Genomic DNA, 22,793 nt, shown 5'->3' with positions numbered 1-22,793 from the left:
CTAGCATAAAAAAAAATTCGGCTGAAACCAGCCGAAAAAATGGGGTGGCTAACGCGGCTTGAACGCGCGACCTTCTGAACCACAATCAGATGCTCTACCAACTGAGCTATAGCCACCATTATGGCGCGAAACCCTTCGGGAATCGCACAACAGAGGAATACTATACACGATTTTTTAAATTTATGCTAGTCAATCTTCATTCGGCGCGTCGCACGACAATTCGACATTGCGTAATGTAAGAATATAGTTATGAGTTTTTCGCAAAAATCAGATTCAAATAATGAATTAAATGAAAGCGTTACAAACGAGCGAATTTTTGGTATTTTTGATTCAAAGTTACATACAACAAAAGTTCTTCTTCTTGGCTCTGGAGAACTTGGCAAAGAGATTGCTATAGAACTTATCAGGCTTGGCATAAGAGTATGCGCGGCAGATAGCTATGCGGACGCTCCAGCAATGCAAGTAGCTCAAGAAAATCGCGTTATAGATATGAGCGACTCTCAAGAGTTGCAAGACTTAATAAACGATATAAACCCAGACATAATAATTCCTGAAATTGAAGCAATATCAACTCAAATACTAAAAAATGTTGTAAAGAGTAAGAAAATTCAAGTTGTTCCAAGCTCTGATATTACTGCAATTGCTATGGACCGCGAAGCTTTGCGAAAAATTTCACACGAAAAACTAGGATTGCCAACAACACCATATCGATTTGCTTCTAACTATGAAGAATTAGAAAAAGGAGCAAAAATCGTAGGATATCCATGCGTCGTAAAACCAATTATGAGCTCATCTGGTCACGGTCAATCAATAGTAAAAAATCTTGAAAATCTACAAAATGCTTGGGTAGAAGCACAAAATGGAAGAAGATCTAAGCATAAGAGTCAGAACACACAAAACGCTGATATATCTCGCGTAATTGTTGAAGCTTTAGCACCATTAGACTACGAGCTAACAGTACTAACTGTAAGCTCTAGCGCTGGAATAACAACATGCGAACCCATTGCACAATTTCAAAAAAATGGCGATTACAGGCAATCATGGCAACCAGCAAATATACCAGAAAACGTTCGAATCAACGCTAAAAATATTGCTAAACGAGCCGTTGAAGGTCTATCTCAAATAGCAAGAGAAAACGGAGAAACTGGTTGGGGCGTTTATGGAGTTGAACTCTTTGTTCTTAAAAACGGTGATTTACTTTTCAACGAACTATCCCCTCGTCCGCACGATACTGGTATGGTTACAATGATTTCACAGTATTACAGCGAGTTTGCTCTGCATGTTTTAGCGATTTTGGGTGTTCCTATTACTCAAAAGCACACTGCTCTTTGTTTAAAAAATAATGAAGTCGCTTTAAGCCATGCACTTGTTGTAGAAGGTAATGGAAAAATTGGATTTGCGAATGTAGCAAAATCATTAAACACTGAAGATTGCGCAAGATGTGATATACGCATCTTTGGAAAGCCAGAAGTTCACGGCTCAAGACGCTTAGGTGTTATTTTGACAGTATCAAACAGCGTGCGTGATGCAAAATCTTGCGCGACACGCATTGCTAGCGAATTACACACTGTAGAACTACCGTCTTAAAACATCGAAAAATCAAGGTTTTTACTGGTTTAAGACATTAAAAGAATAAAAAATAATCTAAAAAAATTGTAGGTAACAATTGTTAGTCTGAACGTGCTGACAAGGTTGGATAAACCTTCAAACAATGTTGGTTTTCGCCTACAGCCATAGATGCAACAAGAGAGGCACGTCAATGGAAAAACTTGACAAGTTGTATGAGGGCAAAGCAAAGAAATTGTATGCCACTGATAACAATAATGTGTTGTGGGTGGAATACATGAATCAGGCAACAGCTGGCAACGGTCTTAAAAAAGCTCAAATTGCTGGCAAAGGCAGCTTAAACAATCAAATAACTTCTTTACTATTCCATCTTCTTGAGGCGCGTGGCGTGAAAAGCCACTTCCTAGGGCGCATTTCTAGCACTGAGCAACTTGTAAAACGCATGAAAATGTTCCCATTAGAAATAATAATGCGAAATACTGCTGCTGGTTCTTTTGCAAAACGTTATGCTGTAAAAGAAGGCACTCCTTTAAAGAAACCATTATTGGAATTCTGCGTTAAATCCGACGAACTTGGCGATCCATTTATTAATCCTGAAGGCGTTGTAGCTCTTGGATTAGCAACCGATGAAGAGCTGGCAGAAATTACTCGCCAAGCTCATGCTGTTAATAATGCATTGCTTGATGTTTTCTCTAAGATTGACGTACAGCTTGTTGACTTCAAGATTGAAGAAGGCGTTGACTCTAAGGGAAACATTCTGCTTGCTGACGAAATAACGCCAGATACTTGCAGACTTTGGGATAAGCGCAATACAAATAATTCTGAAGTAAGCCACTTAGATAAAGATTTATTCAGACGAGATTTAGGAGATATAATTCCAGCCTACGAGGAGATATTCTCAAGGCTTAAATCTCTTGCTCAAAGCGAAGGCGTAAACTTCGACGAAATAAATCCAAATAATTATGTTGAAGAATGATTTTTAATGTGGCTCGCATCTTTCGAGGTGCGAGCCACGCGCGTTCTTAAAGCAAAACTAAACAAAATTGAAAAAGAAAACTGAAAAAACAAAACAACCAAAATAGCCAAAACGTACAATTACAAGGCAGGTTTACCGTGGTATTTCGCGTTTATGTTGAAAAGCAATCTGGTTTCGATGTTAAGGCACAGCATCTTAATCACGAGCTTAAAGAAATTCTAGGAATAGATTCTTTAAAATCAACGCGCATAATAAACAGGTATGATGTTGAAGGAATATCAGAAGATCTATTCAACACTGCTATCAAAACAGTTTTTAGCGAACCACCAGTCGATAACACCTATGATTATCTGCCCATAAGCACAAGCGAACATGTTTTTGCTATGGAATTTCTTCCAGGACAATTTGATCAGCGAGCAGAATCTGCAAGTGAATGCATACAGCTTATAAGCCAAGGAGAGCGACCAAGGGTAAGAACCGCGCAAATCTTGGCTTTTAAAGGTGATTTGTCTAAAAAAGATTTGGACGCAATTAAACACTACATAATTAATCCAGTTGAAGCGCGCGAAGCATCTTTAGATAAAGTCAATACTTTGCAAACAGAAACAGTTATTCCAGCAAATGTGGAAGTTATCAACGGATTCAACGATTTAGACGAACAAGGTTTAAAAAAGTTCATAGAAGATCGCGCGCTTGCAATGGACTTGGAAGACGCAAAATTCTGCCAGAACTATTTTAAAAACGAAAATCGCAATCCAACTATTACAGAAATCAAAGTAATAGACACATATTGGTCTGATCATTGCCGTCATACAACTTTTGGCACGCATCTTACAAACATAAAAATAGACGATGAGCAGGTACAAGCCGCATTTAATCGTTATCTTGAAATGCGAGAAGAACTTAATCGCACAAATAAGCCGATTTGCCTTATGGATATGGCAACTATTGGTGCAAAGTATTTGAAGCATAATGGGATTCTTAAGAATCTAGACGAATCCGAAGAAATCAACGCTTGTACAGTAAAAATCAAAGTTGACGTAAACGGGCACGATGAAGATTGGCTGTTTTTGTTTAAAAACGAAACACATAATCATCCTACAGAAATCGAGCCTTTTGGTGGTGCTGCAACATGCATTGGCGGATGCATTCGCGACCCTCTTTCGGGAAGATCTTACGTATATCAGGCAATGCGAGTAACTGGTGCTGCAGATCCTAGAACGCCAATAGCCCAAACTCTTGAAGGAAAATTGCCTCAAAGAAAAATCGTAACGTCGACAGCTGCAGGCTACTCTTCTTACGGAAATCAAATTGGACTTGCAACAGGCGAAGTACACGAGATTTACCACCCAGGATACGTTGCAAAACGAATGGAAGTGGGTGCGGTTGTAGCCGCTACCCCAGCAGACCATGTTCGAAGAGAAACACCTGAGCCAGGAGACGTGATTATTCTTCTAGGTGGACGAACTGGAAGAGACGGAATTGGTGGAGCAACTGGTGCTTCTAAAGCGCAAGACACTGATAGCATTGAGGAATGCGGAGCAGAAGTTCAAAAAGGAAATGCTCCTATTGAACGCAAGTTACAACGACTTTTCCGCCGCAAAGATGCATGCAGACTTATTAAGCGTTGCAACGACTTTGGCGCTGGCGGCGTAAGCGTTGCAACGGGTGAAATTGCAGATGGCTTGATTATTGATTTAGATAAAGTCTCTAAAAAATATGAAGGTCTTGATGGCACAGAGCTTGCGATTTCTGAATCTCAAGAGCGAATGGCTGTTGATGTTGCAGCAAGCGATGCCGACGAATTTTTGTCATACGCACGTCAGGAAAATTTGGAAGCACAAATTGTAGCCATAGTCACAGAAGAAGCACGAATGAAAATGACTTGGCGAGGAAAAACAATTGTGGATCTAAGCCGTGAATTCCTAGCTTCTAATGGAGCTCCAAAAGAGCAAAATATTCACGTTGAAAGTGGCGAAAACTATACTTCGAAATGGCAAGATATAAGTGGCGAATACGCTAATAAATCTTTTGGCGAGCGCATGAAAAATCTTGTTTCCAACATAAATATTTGCTCAAACAAAGGTCTTAGTGAAATGTTCGACTCCACTATTGGAGCTGCAACAGTTCTTATGCCTTTTGGAGGCAGACGTCAGCTTACTCCTGCACAAGCAATGGTTGCAAAATTGCCAGTTTTTGGAGAAACGAACACCGCTTCTGCAATGTCATGGGGCTTTAACCCATATATTATGGAAAAGAATCAATTTACTGGAGCTTATTTAGCTGTTGTTGAATCTTTGGCAAAGCTCACAGCCAGCGGTTTTACTATAGAAAATGCTTATTTAAGTTTGCAAGAATATTTTGGAAAGCCTCATAATGTTCCAGAACGTTGGGGAAAACCAATGGCAGCTATTCTTGGAGCTTTAAGCGCACAAATTGACTTTGGTGTAGGCGCTATTGGCGGCAAAGATTCTATGAGCGGAAGCTTTGAAAATCTTGATGTTCCACCAACACTTATTTCTTTTGCTGTTTCTACAGGAGACGCGAGAAACGTTGTTTCGCCAGAATTCAAAAAAGCCAATAGTAGAATTTTAAGAATATTGCCTAAATATAAGGAAGATGGAATCACGCCTAAATCTCAAAGCTTCTTAGAGGCGATTAGGATTGTGGAAAATCTTACCTCAAATAAGCATGCGCTTTCCGTTAGCACTCCTGGATTTGGTGCTAGTGCGGAAATCTTATTTAAGATGACTTTGGGAAATCATATTGGGTTAAAGCTTAATAATGCGATTAGCAAGAATGATTTGTTTAAGCCAGAATATGGGTCGTTCTATGTGGAGCTTAAAGATGATTCTGAACTTACGTATGCAGATTCAGATCTTGTAAGCGTAGATGTAGTAGGCGAAACTTGTAATGAGTTCGAGTTTTGCGTAGAAAACGAGAAACTTAATTTAGCTAGTTTGCAAGAAGATTGGGAAAATACTTTAGAAGATATATTCCCGTATCGAGAGAAGGGAGACTCAGTTCCTGCTATAAACTCTAGTGAACTGAAGTATTCTCATAACCACATGCGTTCTCATAGAAAAACTCCGATTAGTCACCCACGCGTAATCATTCCAGTTTTCCCTGGAAACAATTGCGAATACGACACTCAAGCAGCGTTTGAAAAAGCTGGAGCAGAATGCAAAACGCTTATAATCAATAATTTAAGCGCTGATGATATTGCTCAATCTGCAAAAGATCTTGTTGATGAGATTAATAAAAGCCAAATTGTTATGATTCCAGGCGGATTCTCTGGAGGTGATGAACCAGACGGTTCAGCCAAGTTCATAGCATCTTTCTTTAGGAATCCTGCTGTTAGTGACGCTGTTCGCGATTTGCTCAATAATCGCGATGGCTTAATGCTTGGTATTTGCAATGGTTTCCAAGCTCTTATTAAACTAGGTCTTGTCCCGTTTGGAGATATTGTTCCAATGGATTCAGAATGCCCGACTTTAACGTTTAACACTATTGGAAGGCATCAAAGCAAGATTGTTAGAACTCGCGTTGCTTCTAATCTTTCTCCATGGCTTTCAAATTGCAAAGTTGGCGATGTTCATAGTGTTGCAATATCTCATGGAGAAGGTCGATTCGTAGCATTGCCAGAAGTTATGGATACTCTTATACAAAACGGCCAAATCGCAACACAATACGTTGACAGCAATGGCGTTCCAAGCATGAATCTTAAAGTGAATCCGAACGGTTCACTTATGGCTGTAGAAGGAATCACTAGCCCAGATGGCAGAGTGTTTGGAAAAATGGGACATTGCGAACGCAGCGGAAACGGTTTGTACGTGAATATTCCAGATTTTAGAACACAAAACATTTTTAGCGCTGGAGTCGAATATTTCACTGCATAATGTGATTTTTGTAGCAAGTTTATAGGAAAATCTTGATTAAGAATCTAAAACAACAGGGGGTGTTTGATGTCTGCAGAGCTCGAAGACATTCATGAAGAGTGTGGCGTTTTTGGCGTTTGGGGTCATTCAGATGCTGCTAGATTAACATATTTTGGATTACATGCACTGCAACACCGAGGTCAAGAAGGCGCTGGAATCGTATCAAACGATAATGGTCATCTTAAAGGTTACAGAAACCTAGGTCTTTTAACTCAGGTTTTTGCAAACGAAGACATTATGAAGAAACTTACTGGAAACAGCGCAATTGGGCACGTTCGTTATGCTACTGCTGGTTCGGGAAGTGTTGAAAACATTCAGCCTTTTCTTTTTTGTTTCCATGATGGAGATGTTGCTTTAGGACATAATGGCAATCTTACTAATTGCACAACTCTTAGGAATAAACTTGAAGATGAGGGAGCAATCTTCCACTCGAATTCGGATACTGAAGTGTTAATGCATCTTATTAGAAGATCAAATAAAACTTCTTTTATGGATAAGCTTAAAGATGCTTTGCAAATAGTTCATGGTGGTTTTGCCTATTTGCTTCTAACTGAAAAGGAGCTTATTGGCGTAACAGACCCGAATGGTTTTAGACCTCTTTCTTTAGGAAGAATGAGCAATGGAGCTTATGTACTCGCATCCGAAACTTGCGCATTAGATATTGTTAGAGCAGAGTTTATTCGCGATATTGAGCCTGGCGAAATAATTGTTATTAATGACGATGGCTACACTATTGAGCAATATACAAAGCACGTACAACATGCAGTATGCTCAATGGAATTTATTTATTTCGCTCGCCCAGATTCTAATATTTACGGTATTAATGTTCATTCTGTGCGAAAGCGTATGGGTGCGCGTTTGGCTAAAGAATCTCCTGTTGACGCAGACATGGTTATTGGAGTACCTAATTCTTCACTTTCTGCTGCTGCAGGATACGCTGAAACAAGCGGAATTCCAAATGAAATGGGATTGATTAAAAACCAGTATGTTGCACGCACTTTTATTCAACCAACACAAGAATTACGCGAGCAAGGCGTTCGTATGAAACTTTCTGCTGTTCGTGGCGTAGTTGCAGGAAAACGCGTTATCGTTATTGACGATTCAATTGTTCGCGGAACTACCTCTAAGCGCATTGTGCAATTGCTACGAGAAGCTGGAGCTAAAGAGGTACATATGCGTATTTCTTCTCCTCCTCTTAAATATCCTTGCTTCTACGGTATTGATATTCAAACCACAAAGGAACTTATTGCAGCAAAACATTCAGTCGAAGAAATACGCGAGTATATTGATGCTGATTCCTTAGCATTTTTGTCTTTAGATGGATTAGTAGAGTCGATTGGATTAAAAAAGCCAGCGCCTTATGGCGGTTTGTGTGTTGCTTACTTTAATGGCGACTACCCTACTGCACTAGACGATTACGGCGAAGAATTCTTGGCTTCACTTACTCCTGAAGAACGCGAACATTTGCAAGAAGTGAGAAAGCACAGCAAATATTCACACGAAAATCTTATATAACTTAATATTTTAATTGTTTACCGCAATTTATAAATAAAATTTAAGAAAATACTTATAACATAGTTATGAAAGGAATCAATATGCCACACGCATATGAAGAGGCTGGCGTAAGCGTAGAAGCAGGATACGAAGTAGTACGTCGTATTAAATCGCATGTGAATCGCACGAAACGCCCAGGCGTTGTAGGTGGCATCGGCGGATTTGGCGGCTTATTTGATTTGGCATCTCTTGGTTACAAAGAGCCAGTGCTGATTTCTGGTACGGATGGCGTTGGAACCAAGCTTGTGATTGCAAAAATGATGAATAAGCATAACACTATTGGCATTGATTGCGTTGCAATGTGCGTAAACGATATTGCAGCTCAAGGTGCCGAGCCTCTTTTCTTCCTCGATTACATTGCGTGTGGGAAAAACAATCCTGAAATACTTGAGCAGGTAGTTTCAGGCGTTGCAGATGGTTGCGTGCAATCAGAAGCAGGTTTAATTGGCGGCGAAACTGCTGAAATGCCTGGAATGTATGACGAAGACGAGTACGATCTTGCAGGTTTTGCAGTAGGCGTTGCAGAACGTTCGAATATTGTTGACGGCTCTGCTATTTGCGAAGGCGACGTGCTTATAGGACTTCCTTCTTCAGGAGTTCATTCAAATGGATTCTCTCTTGTTCGCAAAGCTTTGTTTGAAGAAGCAGGTTTTAGCGTTGACACCAAGTTAGATGAGCTTGGCGGCAAAACGCTTGGCGAAGTTCTTCTTGAACCTACTCGAATCTACGTAAAAGCTTTGAAGCCACTTTTTGCTGAGCATCTTATTAAGGGAGTTGCTCATATTACAGGCGGCGGATTTATTGAAAATGTTCCTCGCATGTATGCGGATGATTTGGCTGCAAAAATTGATACCACTAGCTGGAGCGTTCCACCTATTTTTGGCGTTATTGAAAAAGCTGGAGAAGTTACTCACGCTGAAATGTTCAACGTTTTTAATATGGGAATTGGCATGGTTTTGTCAGTTGATGAAAGCAAAGCAAACGAGGCAATGCGTATACTAAACGAGCATGACGAAACCGCTTATATTATTGGCAAAATGGCTAAGCGCGAAAACGCTGCAGTTGAGTTGTTGTAAACCGCAAAAAACGCAAAACAGTAGACAGCAAAATCTTAAAGCAATAAAGGATTAAAAATGAAAGTTTTAGTAGTTGGTTCTGGCGCTCGCGAACACGCTATTGCACACGCGTTACTTAAAGGAGAAAGCGTTGAAGAAGTAACTGTTGCTCCTGGAAATCCTGGTATTGCAGCAGATGGAATTCAAACTGTAAACATAAGTCAATCAGATCATGACGCTCTTATTAAGTTCGTTAAAGACAATAACTACGATTTTGCGTTCATTGGTCCTGAAGTTCCGCTTATGAATGGCATTGTTGACGATTTTGAAGCGCATGGAATTGCCGCTTTTGGTCCAAACAAAGCCGCAGCTCAAATTGAAGGCTCTAAAGATTTCGCAAAAAAGCTTATGGCTCGTCACAACGTTCCAACTGCCTCCTACAAAACATTTGACGCTTTGGAGCCTGCACGCGCATACGTTCTTGAGCATGGTGCTCCAATTGTTATTAAAGCGGACGGTTTGGCTGCTGGAAAAGGCGTTACTGTTGCTATGGATGAGCAAACAGCAGTTGATGCTTTGGAAGATATTTTCGTCGATCATCGTTTTGGTCAAGCTGGAGCAAAAGTTGTTATTGAAGAATTTTTGCAAGGTCAAGAGTTTTCACTTATGAGTTTCGTAAGCGGAACTGATTTTTGGGTTATGCCAATTTCTCAAGACCACAAACGCGCTAACGACGGCGACACTGGTCCAAATACTGGCGGCATGGGAGCTTATAGTCCTGTTCCACAAATTAGCGACGAAACAGTTCAGCGTGCTATTGACGAGATTGTGCGCCCAACTGTTGAAGGACTAGCTAAAGAGGGCACGCCTTTTACCGGTGTACTTTATGCTGGATTAATTGATACAGCTTCAGGGCCTAAAGTTATTGAGTTTAATGCTCGTTTTGGAGACCCAGAAACCGAAGTTGTTCTTCCAAGACTTACTAGCGACTTTGGTGAAGCTATTTTTAACATTTTGCATGGCAAAGAACCAACATTTACTTGGATTAAAAATGGCGTAACTCTTGGAGTTGTATTAGCAAGCGAAGGCTACCCTGGCACTTTAGTTACTGGAACTCCTATTCCTCAAATTCCTGTTGACGAAAATCAAGGTCAGCACGTGTATTATGCAGGAGTAAAAAGCGATGAAGAAAGCGGCAAACTTCTTACTTCTTCAGGTAGAGTAGCTCTTGTGCAAGTACATGGAGACGACGTAAAAGACGCTCAAAACAACGTCTACAGCATATTAGATAAGCTTAATCTTCCTCACATGTTCTTTAGGCATGACATTGCGTCAAAAGCACTAGACTTGTAGAGGATTAGCCGACTATCTGATTATCTTAAAAACCAAGAAAGTTTGTATTTTTAAGATAATGTTTCCCAGCTGTAATGTCGTACTGAATCAAGCGGTAATCATGCAATAATTGCTTAGTTTCTTTATTCATATTATTAGCAATCATTGGCTTACCATGATTATCCAGATAGATGGATTGTCCTTCTGGAATCCTATCCCAACCTTGAATCTTATTGACTACAGGAGGCTCCATAGCACTAACCTTATCGTGTAATCTAGTAAGGAAAGCTATATAGGGCGAAACCTTTGAATTAGTATGAGATGCTACTTGAGATATGAAGAAGTTTGGAGACGAATAAGTATTTTTATGAATATTTTTAATCTTATTTGTCTCAATAGCTTTTCTATTTGACCAAATAAAGTAGTCAGTTAAATGCAGATCTAGAGAATTATTTTGATCTGCACTAGCCGTACTGTATACGCCAGGAAGATGATCGCCGTAAAACACAACAGTAACAGGCTTGTCAATTGAATCAAGATTCTCTAAGAACTTTTGCGTAGCATGATCCGTGTAATTAACACCCTTAGCATATGTTTCAATTGATGATGTTTCCGATTGTCCTAAATTAGGTGAACCATCTTTTGCTTTTGCAACAAAATCATTATTCTTATACCAATTTCTATAAGGCATATGATTTTGCATTGTGACTACTTGCACAAACTGCGGCTTTTTACTAGCAGAAATTGACTCAAATGCGCTATCGTAAGCTGAAGAATCTGAAACATAAGGAGATTTATCCAACATTTTTTTATGAGAAATAATATTAGGACCTTCAAGAGCATAAAACTTACTAAAACCGAACTTCTTGTAGTTTATTGATCTAGAATACATGCTTGGCTCATATGGATGAAAAGCTACAGAATTTCCTTCACTACCCCAATATCTGTTGATTGTAGGAGTCCAAGAAGAATTTGGAACAAGCTGCTGATACGGGCTTGTAAGAGATGAATTGAAGTTCACCATGCTCAATCCCGTAAGAGACATATATTCGAGATTCGCTGTTCCCCCACCATAACCAGAAGAAAGCATTAAACCACTATCTGTTTTCTCTTTCAAAGAGCTTATAAATGGCATTGGATTCTTATTCAGTTGCAATCCTGGAACCCTCATTGGGTTTGAGAAAGATTCCGAAAGTACATAAACCACAGTATTGTCTGAAATTTTGCTTTTGCGAGAAACATTGATTTTCTTAGCTTCAGTATCATATTTTTTTAGAAGAGCTTTCATAGTGGATTCATTGTAATCCGCTGGTTTATCCATAACTTTTGGATTCACTTGTCTTAAGAAAGCAACTAAAGCACCGTTTCTTTGCGAATCATAAACAGAATCCCACATCGCAGGAGCATCGCCCATAAACTTAGCAAAACCGTTAGCACTAGAACCAACTGTTCCAACCCCAGAAACATACCATCCAAGACCCAAAAAACACACTAAGCATGTAACAACTCTAATTACAATAGAAATGCGAAAATCCTTAGTAAACACGATTTTTCCGCGATTTACATCTACAAAATGCATAAAAATAGCAGCAATAACAGCTACAAGTACAGCAATTATGGAGCAGACAATCACGGCTATAGCATTATCCGGCAGAAAAGATGCGATATTCCCCGTATTACTCTTTAAAAAGTTCAAGTCCGCTGGAAGAATTGTCTCGTATCTAACATTAACCTTCATATACTCGATTACAGAAATTATTACAGATAATGTAATCAGAATAAGTGTAGTAATCCAAAAACGATTTATTACCATCAACAGAATTCCGTAAATTAGAGCAACTATAAGCAGATTCAAAACGAATACAAAATTTAAGCTAATCCACATTTTTGAAATTATGTTCCATGCGCTTGCCGAAAGCGAGGAAGTCATTTCCACTCGTCCAGACCTTTGAACAGAAAGCTGCACAATCATAACCATTATTGCATCAAATACAACGAACAGAACCGCATACAGCCATCGCGGAATCGCAAGCTTAAAACGTTTAAAAATAGTAAGAAAATTGCTTAATGGCAATTTCACACCCTTCTAATTACATGACTAATACATAACTCATTTACGCATCTATGTTACAAATACATTTTAATTATCGCCATCGTCATAAATAAACATAACTTGTAGTAAACAATTGTGTATATTCATACTTTTGACGTATTGTAATAAACTCTGTATCTTTTATCATTATAATTGATGACATAATATAGAAAATTTTAAGGATTACGAATTATATTATCAACGGCTATATTTTTTGACAGCTCTAATCTAGTGAGGTTTTAAGGAACAGTAAAAATGAAGTTTATTGCCACAATTAACCTAATGCACGGCATACTACCTATAAGTATATTCGCAATATCTGGATTATGCTTAGCTGTCCTTTTAATAACAAAATCTAAAAAAATAAAGTATTTTCCATCTCTTTTAACACAATTAGGTTCTGCATCATTATTCGCAATTATATTTGGATTTATAACTTGGCTTATTTCAGACGTTTTTCTTGTATTCGGAGTAAGCCTAGGATGGCTCGTGATTTTTTCTATTGCAGGAGGATTTGCAGCCGTAGGATTTGCTTTAAGCGCTGCGATAATATCTAAAGGATATAGAAGAGCTTTCGCAATATTTTCAATTATTCTGTTTATTTTAGCCACAATGATTCGCGTAAATATGATTTATGGCGAATACACAACTATTGGATCAGTATTTGGATTAGGTAATTATCCAAAGCTTGAAGAGCATAATAAACATAATGGGGTTATGGAAATCGCTGATTGGAATTCACTCGCAGCACAAAACAAGCTCCCAAAAATACCATCCAAAGGAATAAGTAGATCCGTTAAAATTCCCGCAACAACATCTAACTTCCGTGCCCGCACCGCAAACGTCTACTTACCACCAGCAGCTTTAACAAAATACGCTCCAAAACTGCCTGTAATGGTTCTTCTTTCTGGTCAACCAGGAAGCCCTAATAGGCTATTTGCTGCGAGCGAAATTGTAAACACCTTAGACGCTTATGCTAAGGATCATAATGGTTTAGCTCCGATTGTTGTGTCACCAGATCAAAACGGTACTGCAACACACAATTCTCTTTGCGCGGATACAAAGGTTTATGGAAAAGCACAAACTTATTTGACAAAAGATGTTGTTAATTGGATTCATAAAAATCTACCAGCCAGCAACAATCCAGCACTTTGGCTAATGGGAGGATTTTCTCAAGGAGGAACTTGCGCAACTCAGATTGTGCCAGCTTATCCTAAACTATTTGGAAACATGTATTCTGCAGGCGGAGAACTAGAGCCAACATACAAGAATCGCGATGAAACAATAAAACGTTATTTTGATGGAGATCGCAAAAAATACGAAAAGCATATTCCAGCAAACATAATGAGAAAAAATGCTCCTTTAAAACAAAATTATTACTCTATAGCTGGAGCTTGGGATCCTAAATCGCAAGTAAATCAGTCTAATATTGCTATAGCGGCTCATAAGTCTGGAATAAGCGTTATAACCATGATTTCTAAAGGATCTGGACACGATTGGCATACCGTTCAAAATGGGTTAAAAGTTGTAATCGACCATCTTTGTAAAGATTCTGGAATAACAAGCAATTATCCAGATTTAAACTCTTATAATAATATTCAAGTGGTTATCAATCAGAAGGTGAGGCGATAAATCATGCCAAACTTTTTATCAAAAAATCACGAGTCTACAGCAAAACATCATTTAAGCGTTCTTACCAACGATGTGCGCATGTGGCTATCGCAGCGCGTGCTAGCAGCGAAAATAACTCTAGTTTTCTTGGTTATTAACCTTATTCACTGGGTTTTCAGTACCGTAATGCACATCTATACTTATGGCACCAATGCAACTCTTTCACAATTCTTCTCGTATCATAAACCGAAAATAAGCTATACTTTTTTGTTTGGGCATAGAAATATTACACAGCTTCTGATTAAACTATTCCACTCGCTATTTTTTGTAAATAGTTTCTCATCTCTAATAGTAAATGCAATACTTTCACTTGTTTTAATAGGATTAGCCGAAACACGTATCGGTAAAATGCGTTTGCTTTTTGTTTCCGTAACAAGCACTCTTATTGGAACAATACTCGGGCTTACTTTAATCGGTAATCTTTCAATGATTATTAGAAACATGCGTTGGATTACTAGAATACCAATTAGACTTTCTCCTTTTACACTTTTTGTTGGAGCTTTTATGGCTGCAGCAACATGCGAATCAATATTGTGGCGTAGACGAATGTTTGTTTTGGGATATGCAATCACGTCTGCAATGCTTCTTTATAGTGGAAATCCTGGGGATTATTGCACAATTTTTGCAGCAATTTGTGGCCATATTATTGGCAATCTGATGAACAAAAATAGCAATGCTAATACAAATACTGTGAAAAGCGCGAACTGGTGGGAAGGAACAGACTACGAGATTAGACGTCTATTTGCCATAACTCAACTTGTTATGGCTTTAGGACCAGTTCTTGCACTATCTTCTAGATCTCATGCTGGAATACTAACTACATTAGGTTTATTCATGTCTCCGCAAATGGGTACGAAACCGTGGCTAGCAAGATGTATATCAAACTATAGTTCAAGCAGTTGCCTGCTTCATTCAGGATTACAACACGCAACAATAGGAGGTCTTTGGATTCGTATTCTTTTGCCTATTGTCACTTTAATGATTATATCTTGGGGACTTTTACGCGGAAGAAGACTTGCAGCTTATGCTGCTATAACAATCAACGGAATTACAGCAGTATATGCAACAATGTATTTTGCTATTTTGCCTTTGATTGCAACTAAACAAACTATGATTTTCCACAAGAATAATGCTACTTCTATAGCCTTTATGCTTACAGCTTTGCCTCCTTTATTAATAGCAATTCTACTGTTTATAAGCATAAAGCATTTTCCAAATCATAGTGATAAGCTTGAGCGCAGAGTTGGATTAGTTGCAATTGTTTTTGCACTATTTTCTACTGGAATAGGATATGTTTGCTTCGGGTTGATTGCACCAAATGAATTTAAGCCTGTAGCAGACTTGCATCATTTACTACGTGATCTTCCAGGGCGTTGGATGCCTATGGGCTTTGGATTAAGGTCCAATGCCATGCTTACACCTATAACTCCTTTGTCTTCAGCAATAACTCAAGGTGTTGGAGTTCTATTCTGGCTTGTTCTTTTTGCTGTTTGCATGGTGTGGTTTAGAAACAAAATAACAATTAATGAAGAAGACCGCAAAAAAGCAAGCGAGTTAGTTCAACTTGGTGGAGACACCATGAGTTTTATGACAACATGGCATGATAACCACTATTGGTTCTCCGCCACTGAACATTCTGCAATAGCATACAGACTAAAATATGGAGTTGCTTTAACTCTAACTGGTCCTTTTGGAGATAAAACAGAATATAAACAAGATTTGAAAGCGTTTATTCAACTTTGCGAACAAAATTCATGGTCTCCAGCATTCTACGCTGTTCACGATGAAGAACGAAAAGCCTTGGAATCTATTGGTTTTTCTTCTATAAAAGTTGGAAGCGATATGCTAGTCTACCCTAAAGAGTGGCAAACTAGGGGTAAAAAGTGGCAGGATATTCGCACTGCCATAAACAAGGCAAAACGTGATGGAATAACAGATGTTCTTAGCACTTACAACGATGCTCCTTGGGAAGTTCAGCAACAAATTATTGAGATTTCGGAAGAATGGGCGGAACTTAAAGCCCTTCCAGAAATGAAGTTTACTCTTGGCGGTTTGGAAGAATTGCATGATCCTAGAGTAAAGATTTTGTATGCGATTGACGAGAACAATCGCGTTCTTGGGGTTACAAGTTGGATGCCGACTTATGACAATAATCGCGTAATCGGGTGGACTCTTGATTTTATGAGACATCGCACGGATAGCCCTAATGGAATTATGGAGTTGCTTATTGCTAGAATGGCGGAACGGTTAAGAGACGAAGGTCTTGAAAATCCAGAATCTGCTGTGGAGTTTATGAGTCTTTCTGCAGCTCCTCTTGCTGGAATAACAGATATTTGTGAAAATTCTACATTAAGCAATGAGGATTCTAGTAAAGATATCCAGGCAAGCCAAAAGCCTACAATTCATGGAGATTCTCAATCTTCAAATCATCATGAATCAAATGATATTATTGTTCATACGCTTGAAATGATGTCCGATATTTTGGAGCCAGCATACGGATTTAAGTCGCTTTATTTCTTTAAAAAGAAGTTCCAGCCTACTAATAGACCTGTATACATATGCTATTTGGATTCTGCAAAACTAGCACAAATATCGTTAGCTGTTACAAGCTCTTATTTGCCAGAGACTAATCCTAAGCAGATTTTAGAAATGCTAAAAACTCTTAAAAAATAGTTCATGTAATGAAAAATCAGCCTAAATTCTAAATCTAGGCTGATTTTTAACTGTAATTAATTAGATTGATTAATGAGTTTGCAATCAATCTACACTCTGATTACAGTCTGGGCATAATCCAAACACTTCCAAAGTGTGATCTATAACCGTATACCCATGAGATTCGGCGATCTTGTGAATCCAACCCTCATCATCAGGAGGCTCTATATCCACGGTTTTACCACACTTTTCACACACAAGATGGTGATGATGAGTATTCTCATCGCAAATGCGAAATAGTTGCTGTCCATTAAAACGAACAGTATCAACATCGCCACTTTGTGCAAGCATATTAAGCTGACGATACACTGTGGCTAAACCAATGATTTCACCATCTTCCACAAGCAGGCGATGCAGATTCTGTGCAGAAACAAAATTACGCGAAGCTCTTAAATGTTCAAGAACAGTTTCTTTTTGCTTAGTGTTTCTGCGTACTGGCTCACCAACCATTATTTAACCTTTTACCTTTCAAACTATTAAAAAATCTAATACTAGTCCAACAAACTATAACTATTTAAATTTTAAGACTAATACTAAATCTTTTAATCAAGCTCGTCATCCCAACAGCCAGTAGCATCTAATTCTGCAGCTTCTTTAACTGTGTCATCACACAAAACAGTAATATGACCCATTTTGCGATTTTTACGAACCTCAGCCTTTCCATAGTCATGAACATGCCATTCTGGATGCTCTAATATAAGAGAACGAGTAGGAGCAACATGTTGACCAAGAACATTAACCATCACTGCAGGAGAAAGCAGCTTAGGCTTTTTTAAAGGCCATCCAACAATACCGCGAATATGTGCTTCAAACTGATCCATATCGCAAGCTTCAATCGTGTAATGCCCAGAATTGTGAGGGCGAGGAGCAAGCTCGTTTACTACTACACGATTATCTTTAGTAATAAATAACTCAATGCCAAGCGTGCCAGCAAGCTCAAAACCTTTAGCCAGTTGAAGCGCTAAATCGTGTGCGGTCTCTTCTACTATAGAATCCACCGCTGCAGGTGCGAGAGTCATATGAAGAATGCTATTGTGATGAACGTTTTTTACAAGAGGATAAGTCACAAAATCATTACCATTGCCGGAAACAAGAATTGAAGCTTCAAAAGCAAAGTCAACGAAACCTTCAAGAATAGACGGAGGGAATTTTCCTCCCCTATCGGAACGGTGGTGAATATTAGCAACATCTTCTTCAGTGCGAAGAACATCCTGACCATGACCATCATAGCCACCACGACGAGTCTTAAGAATAGCAGGCAAACCAATTTCTTCGATTGCTGCGTCTAAATCGTCAAGATTATTGACTTCACGCCATTTAGCTGTTTCAATGCCATGTTTATTAATAAACTCTTTTTCACAAACACGATCTTGTGTAACACGCAATAAATCTGTGCCCTGAGGAATAGCTGTTAAATGACGAACCTTATCTAACGCATCTGCGTTAACATTTTCAAACTCGTATGTAAGAACATCACAACGTTCAGCAAGCTCGCGCAAGCCTTCAGGATCATCATAATTTGCCTCAACCTGCAAATCTGCAACCTGAAATACTGGGCAATCAAGCGTTGGATCTAAAACTCCTATGCGGAATCCCATATGTCTAGCTGCAATAGCCATCATGCGTCCCAATTGACCGCCGCCAATAATTCCAATAGTGGCTCCTGGCATCAAACGCTCTACAGCACCATTAGTGACTTCAGATAAGCTCGGCATTAGATTCCTCAACCTTCTCTTTTAATTCTTGACGGTAATCTTCAAGTTCGTCTGCAAGACGATTATCTGTTGTGCTCAACATGCTTACTGCAAGCAAACCAGCATTTGTAGCTCCCGAGTTGCCCACAGCTGTTGTAGCAACAGGAATACCACCAGGCATTTGCACTATAGAAAGCAAAGAATCCCAGCCCGAAAGAGCATGGGATTTTACAGGAACACCAACAACTGGAAGAGTTGTTTGAGCAGCAATCATACCTGGTAAGTGGGCCGCTCCACCAGCGCCAGCAATAATTACGCGAAAACCATTTTTTCTAGCACTGTGAGCAAAATCTGCCATAAGTTCTGGAGTGCGATGTGCAGAAATAACTTTTTTCATATACGGCACTCTGAATCTTTCTAGGATTTCGCAGGCATGACGCATGGTTTCCCAATCACTTGAAGACCCCATAACAACTGCCACAATAGGCTTAGAATCTGACACTTCAGCCACAACAACCTCCCCGTGTATGCACTGATACGCAACTTCTGCGCAAAGGTTACGCACAGGTTTTACTTTACGCAGAAGCACGGAAAAATTGTTGATAATTAGTCTTTTATATTATTTTTTTGTTAACTGTTTGTTTTTGAGAACATATTTTATGTCTGCAGCAGCCGCCACATCGCTCGAATGTGTTACAACAATTACACATTTTCCGTGTTTATGAGCTGCGTCTTTTAAGATTGATATAACTTCTTGTGTTGTATTTGGATCCAAGCTACCTGTTGGCTCGTCTGCAAGAATAACAGGAGCAGAAGATACAAGCGCTCGCGCAATAGCCACTCGCTGCTGCTGCCCGCCAGAAAGCTTTGTTATATTTCTAGTTGATTCGTCTTCACTAAGTCCCAGTTCTTTAAGAATCTTGGAATCAGCATTTGAATTAACAAGACGCAAGTTTTCTACAGGAGTCAAGTAGTCGATTAGATTGAAATTCTGAAAAACTAAAGACACATGATTCTTGCGATGATTAGAATATCCACCATTCTTTGAAATATCTTGTCCATCAAACAATACTGTTCCTTTTGTTGGAGTATCTAATCCTGCTAGAAGAGATAACATAGTGGATTTTCCAGCTCCAGATTGACCTGTAATACTGTATATTTTCCCTGATTCAAAATCCGCATTAACGTTTTTAAGAACAGGAATATTAGTTGCACCATAAGAATAATCAACGTTGTTAAGTTTTAATAAAGTTGTCATAATAAAACTCCAATATTTTCTAAATTTAATATTTCATACTTAATATTTAATACTTGTAAATTTTTAATTTTCTATCAGAATCCGAATCTTATTCTTAATAAAATCCAGTTAAATCCAATCTTCTAATTGATTCATATTAATTATCTAAGAAAATCACCTCAGCTCATTGAATTCAATACAAAGCGAGGCTTTTTAAACATTATTGGCGCAAGAGCAATGCATAGAGATACAAACGCTATAGCAAATCCTATAAGAATAGCAAAAAATGTTTGTTTATTTGGAATCCAAGAAATGCTTAAGCCAGAAATTGTACTATTTGAGACATTAGCCAATAGCATTGATCCTACACTTGAAGATATTGCAGACCCAATTAGAATTGATGCAACTGAGCAGAATGATGTTATTATAAAAACTTCTATAATCATTTGCAAAGCTATTACAGACTTGTTCATACCAATTGCCATTAGAACTCCAACTTCGTGAATCCTTCCTCGAACCCAAAAAACAAGAACTAAACCAAGCACTATAATTCCGACTAATGCAAGACACATTAAAATCATTGTTACTAGTTGCTTAACTGTTTTTACAGATTGAAGAACAGAGGCAAATCTTTGCGCATTGTTTTCTACAGAAAGCATGCCATCGCCATCGTTTTTAGCGATTTTATTAGCTTCTTCTAAAGCTTTAGTTAGATTATTTGAATTTTGCATAACGCACTTTATAGAACTGCGATTTTTACTTCCAGACAAGTAAAGAGCGGATTCTAAATCAGTTATTACGCGATTTTCGGAAGAATCGGAAGGAAGCGCACCTTTTGTTTGCATCTTGCCAGAAAAAATACCAACAACCTTAAGATTAATGCTTTTGCTGCCTTGTTTTAGCTTTAAAACAGAGCCGAGTTTAAGATTATTTTGCTTAGCAAAAGACTTGTGAATTATTGCAGATTTTGCGCGCTTAAAGTCGCCAGGTGCCGAAGAATCAATATGATTACCTTCCTCAAGCTTATATAATCCTTCTTGAAATCCTTGTGATAACTGTGATCTAGTTGTTCCCGTTATTGAAACAAGCGAAAACATCTCATCATTGTCTAAACGCGGACCATGTATTGGCGCTACAATTTTAACGTTAACAGGATTTGCTAAAACATCTTTTTCTTCTGCAATAGTTTTTATTCCACTAATCTTTTTAAATTTTGCAATAAGATTTTCTGGAATTCCTTCGTTTTTTTGCAAATCTTGAGGAATATCTTGCTGCGATTGATTAGCGGAATCACTAGAAGAATCAGACTCTGGCAAAGTCTCTCCCTGCGTTTTTGCATAAACGCTAAAACCTAAACCAATATTGGAAGTTAATTGATTCTCTAGATTTTTTACAGAAGCAATAACTCCACTCTGGCAAATAAGCGCACTAAGAACAACCGTAATAATCAAAGCTAAAATAGCACTGCGCCTTGGTTTTCTAACTATAGCTAGCCAAGCTCTTTTTATAATTTGAGTCATTTTACCACCTACTTTTGCAGCCACCTACTTTTGCATGCCAAGCAAATCTCTAGGAGACTTTCGCAAAATAGGCAGATAAGATAATGCAACTGCCACAACAATAACCATTAGAACCATTAATGACGATTGAATTAAGCAATCTAAGCTAACATGAACAGCAATCTTATCTAATGTTCTTGTTGCCATGCTCGACTCTAGGTTTCCTCCAGCTTGACCCATCGAACTAAGCTGCTGCGCAGCGGAATTTTTTACTGAACCTAATGCGCAATCACTAATCCAAGGAGATATTGCGCTTGCAAAACCATAACCTATTGCAATGGCTGGAATCGCAAGTAGCACAAGCTCAAAAAGCTGCTGCAACACAAGGGACGCCTTTCCTACACCAATTGAGGTTAGAACACCAATTTCTTTTCTACGCTCATTAATCCAAAGAATAAGAACTAATCCTAAAGCAATTACAGCAAACGCGCTTACTGCAATAACTGTTATGTTCATCATGGATTTTACGCCTTTTGCTGCGCCAATCATGCCTTGCACAAACTGATCATCTCTAGTGATCTGATAGTTTTGCAAATCAATCGGAAGCTTAGACGCTTCTTCAATCACAGAATCTGCGTCCACTCCTTTTTTAACCTTAAAACTTGCATCCTGATATATCTCTTTTCCAGGCTTATATTTGTAAAGCTCTCTGGTTGTTTTCAAATCTGTATACACAGTATTTGCAGTTAATTCCGCACGTGTTGCAACTGGGCGATTATTAGCTCCGCCATAAATTCCAACTATGCGTGTTTTTACTTGCTCCGTAGAATGGTTAAGATTATCGGCGTCAAACGGGTTTGCTTTAAGCGTTAACGAATCGCCTAATTTTAAGCCATTTAGTTTTGCTAAATCTTCGTGGATTAAGGAAGCATGCTCATCTGATTCTTGCAAAGCTCTTCCTTTAACCATGTGAATTGATTTTGTTTTGAAAGCATTTAAGCCCTTAGAAGAGTTTGTTCCCTCTAAGTTTACAGCGTTTCCAAATTGCTTTTCTCTACGAGCATCGTAGTCTTGAACACCTTTGATTCTAGCTGCTTTTGCACCAACTAAATCGGCAGTAACATTTTGACGCAAAACATACGAATCAACATTTTTTAGTGACGCTATTTTTTTAACATCACTTGGTTTAACGGTTCCTGCTCCCCTAGGAGTTCCAGGATTTACTTGCGGATTATTTGCTAAAACAAAACTAGATTCTGCTTGTTCTTCTACTTTTTTGCCTTCTTTTTCTGCAGCAATCACAACTGCAGAAGATGCTAGCAAAAGCGTTGAAATTAATGCTAATATTACAAACACTATTGCTGTTTTTACTCTTTTTCTCAAAACGTAGCGTATTGCGCGAGAAATAAATGTCATCGACTACCTTCCTCATTGAACACTTGTCATTGAAATTGTCTGTTACAAAAT

General features: G+C 38.6%; 15 protein-coding genes and 1 tRNA gene. 8 read left to right on the top strand and 8 right to left on the bottom strand.

Annotation, left to right across the window (positions count from 1 at the left end; translation table 11 throughout):
- Positions 1–40 precede the first annotated feature (40 nt).
- Positions 41–116 (bottom strand) — tRNA-His (locus HXT55_RS03500).
- 133 nt (positions 117–249) lie between these two features.
- Here HXT55_RS03500 and purT point away from each other — a divergent pair.
- The 6 genes from purT to purD all read left to right on the top strand — a co-directional run bounded on the left by purT (position 250) and on the right by purD (position 10,442).
- Positions 250–1,587 (top strand): formate-dependent phosphoribosylglycinamide formyltransferase, encoded by a 1,338-nt coding sequence (gene purT / locus HXT55_RS03495; protein WP_004117771.1) that lies wholly within the window; start codon positions 250–252, stop codon positions 1,585–1,587.
- Positions 1,588–1,759: 172 nt separating this feature from the next.
- A complete protein-coding gene (gene purC / locus HXT55_RS03490; protein WP_004138186.1) occupies positions 1,760–2,542 on the top strand; it encodes a phosphoribosylaminoimidazolesuccinocarboxamide synthase in 783 nt (260 codons plus the stop codon).
- A 137-nt stretch (positions 2,543–2,679) separates the two neighbouring features.
- Positions 2,680–6,441, top strand: a complete 3,762-nt coding sequence (locus HXT55_RS03485) for a phosphoribosylformylglycinamidine synthase (RefSeq protein ID WP_421779980.1) — start codon at positions 2,680–2,682, stop codon at positions 6,439–6,441.
- Positions 6,442–6,507: 66 nt separating this feature from the next.
- Positions 6,508–7,995 (top strand): amidophosphoribosyltransferase, encoded by a 1,488-nt coding sequence (gene purF, locus HXT55_RS03480; RefSeq protein WP_004113604.1) that lies wholly within the window; start codon positions 6,508–6,510, stop codon positions 7,993–7,995.
- A gap of 80 nt (positions 7,996–8,075) precedes the next feature.
- A complete protein-coding gene (gene purM / locus HXT55_RS03475) occupies positions 8,076–9,110 on the top strand; it encodes a phosphoribosylformylglycinamidine cyclo-ligase (RefSeq protein WP_004113603.1) in 1,035 nt (344 codons plus the stop codon).
- 57 nt (positions 9,111–9,167) lie between these two features.
- Positions 9,168–10,442 (top strand): phosphoribosylamine--glycine ligase, encoded by a 1,275-nt coding sequence (gene purD / locus HXT55_RS03470; RefSeq protein WP_009994285.1) that lies wholly within the window; start codon positions 9,168–9,170, stop codon positions 10,440–10,442.
- Positions 10,443–10,467: 25 nt separating this feature from the next.
- Here the strand turns inward: purD and HXT55_RS03465 are convergent, their stop codons facing one another.
- Complete coding sequence (locus HXT55_RS03465; RefSeq protein ID WP_009994286.1) at positions 10,468–12,501, bottom strand: LTA synthase family protein; 2,034 nt, start codon at positions 12,499–12,501, stop codon at positions 10,468–10,470.
- A gap of 267 nt (positions 12,502–12,768) precedes the next feature.
- Between HXT55_RS03465 and HXT55_RS03460 the strand changes: the two genes are divergently transcribed.
- Both HXT55_RS03460 and HXT55_RS03455 read left to right on the top strand, forming a co-directional pair.
- A complete protein-coding gene (locus HXT55_RS03460; protein ID WP_013399614.1) occupies positions 12,769–14,145 on the top strand; it encodes an alpha/beta hydrolase-fold protein in 1,377 nt (458 codons plus the stop codon).
- A gap of 3 nt (positions 14,146–14,148) precedes the next feature.
- Positions 14,149–16,857 carry a bifunctional lysylphosphatidylglycerol flippase/synthetase MprF gene (locus HXT55_RS03455; protein WP_421792488.1) on the top strand — a complete coding sequence of 903 codons (2,709 nt, stop codon included), beginning with the start codon at positions 14,149–14,151 and terminating at the stop codon, positions 16,855–16,857.
- A gap of 84 nt (positions 16,858–16,941) precedes the next feature.
- On the opposite strand, the gene HXT55_RS03450 is transcribed toward HXT55_RS03455, so the two are convergent.
- The 6 genes from HXT55_RS03450 to HXT55_RS03425 form a co-directional block, all read right to left on the bottom strand.
- On the bottom strand, positions 16,942–17,346 hold the full coding sequence (locus tag HXT55_RS03450; protein WP_004113597.1) for a Fur family transcriptional regulator: 405 nt from the start codon (positions 17,344–17,346) through the stop codon (positions 16,942–16,944).
- A 92-nt stretch (positions 17,347–17,438) separates the two neighbouring features.
- Positions 17,439–18,611: a 5-(carboxyamino)imidazole ribonucleotide synthase gene (gene purK, locus HXT55_RS03445; RefSeq protein ID WP_075038728.1), complete on the bottom strand. Its 1,173-nt coding sequence runs from the start codon at positions 18,609–18,611 to the stop codon at positions 17,439–17,441.
- Positions 18,595–19,059 (bottom strand): 5-(carboxyamino)imidazole ribonucleotide mutase, encoded by a 465-nt coding sequence (gene purE / locus HXT55_RS03440; RefSeq protein WP_217430555.1) that lies wholly within the window; start codon positions 19,057–19,059, stop codon positions 18,595–18,597. Before purE ends, purK begins: the two co-directional genes overlap by 17 nt.
- A 150-nt stretch (positions 19,060–19,209) precedes the next feature.
- Positions 19,210–19,848 (bottom strand): ABC transporter ATP-binding protein, encoded by a 639-nt coding sequence (locus tag HXT55_RS03435; protein WP_004113588.1) that lies wholly within the window; start codon positions 19,846–19,848, stop codon positions 19,210–19,212.
- A gap of 158 nt (positions 19,849–20,006) precedes the next feature.
- A complete protein-coding gene (locus HXT55_RS03430) occupies positions 20,007–21,347 on the bottom strand; it encodes an ABC transporter permease (RefSeq protein WP_421792485.1) in 1,341 nt (446 codons plus the stop codon).
- Between the two features lie 24 nt (positions 21,348–21,371).
- Entirely contained in the window at positions 21,372–22,742 is a 1,371-nt protein-coding gene (locus tag HXT55_RS03425; protein WP_119675660.1) for an ABC transporter permease, read from the bottom strand.
- Positions 22,743–22,793 lie beyond the last annotated feature (51 nt).

It is taken from the genome of Gardnerella sp. KA00718 (genome assembly GCF_049244285.1).
In the GTDB taxonomy this organism is placed as follows: domain Bacteria; phylum Actinomycetota; class Actinomycetes; order Actinomycetales; family Bifidobacteriaceae; genus Bifidobacterium; species Bifidobacterium vaginale.
This window is presented reverse-complemented; position numbering and strand designations above follow the sequence as displayed.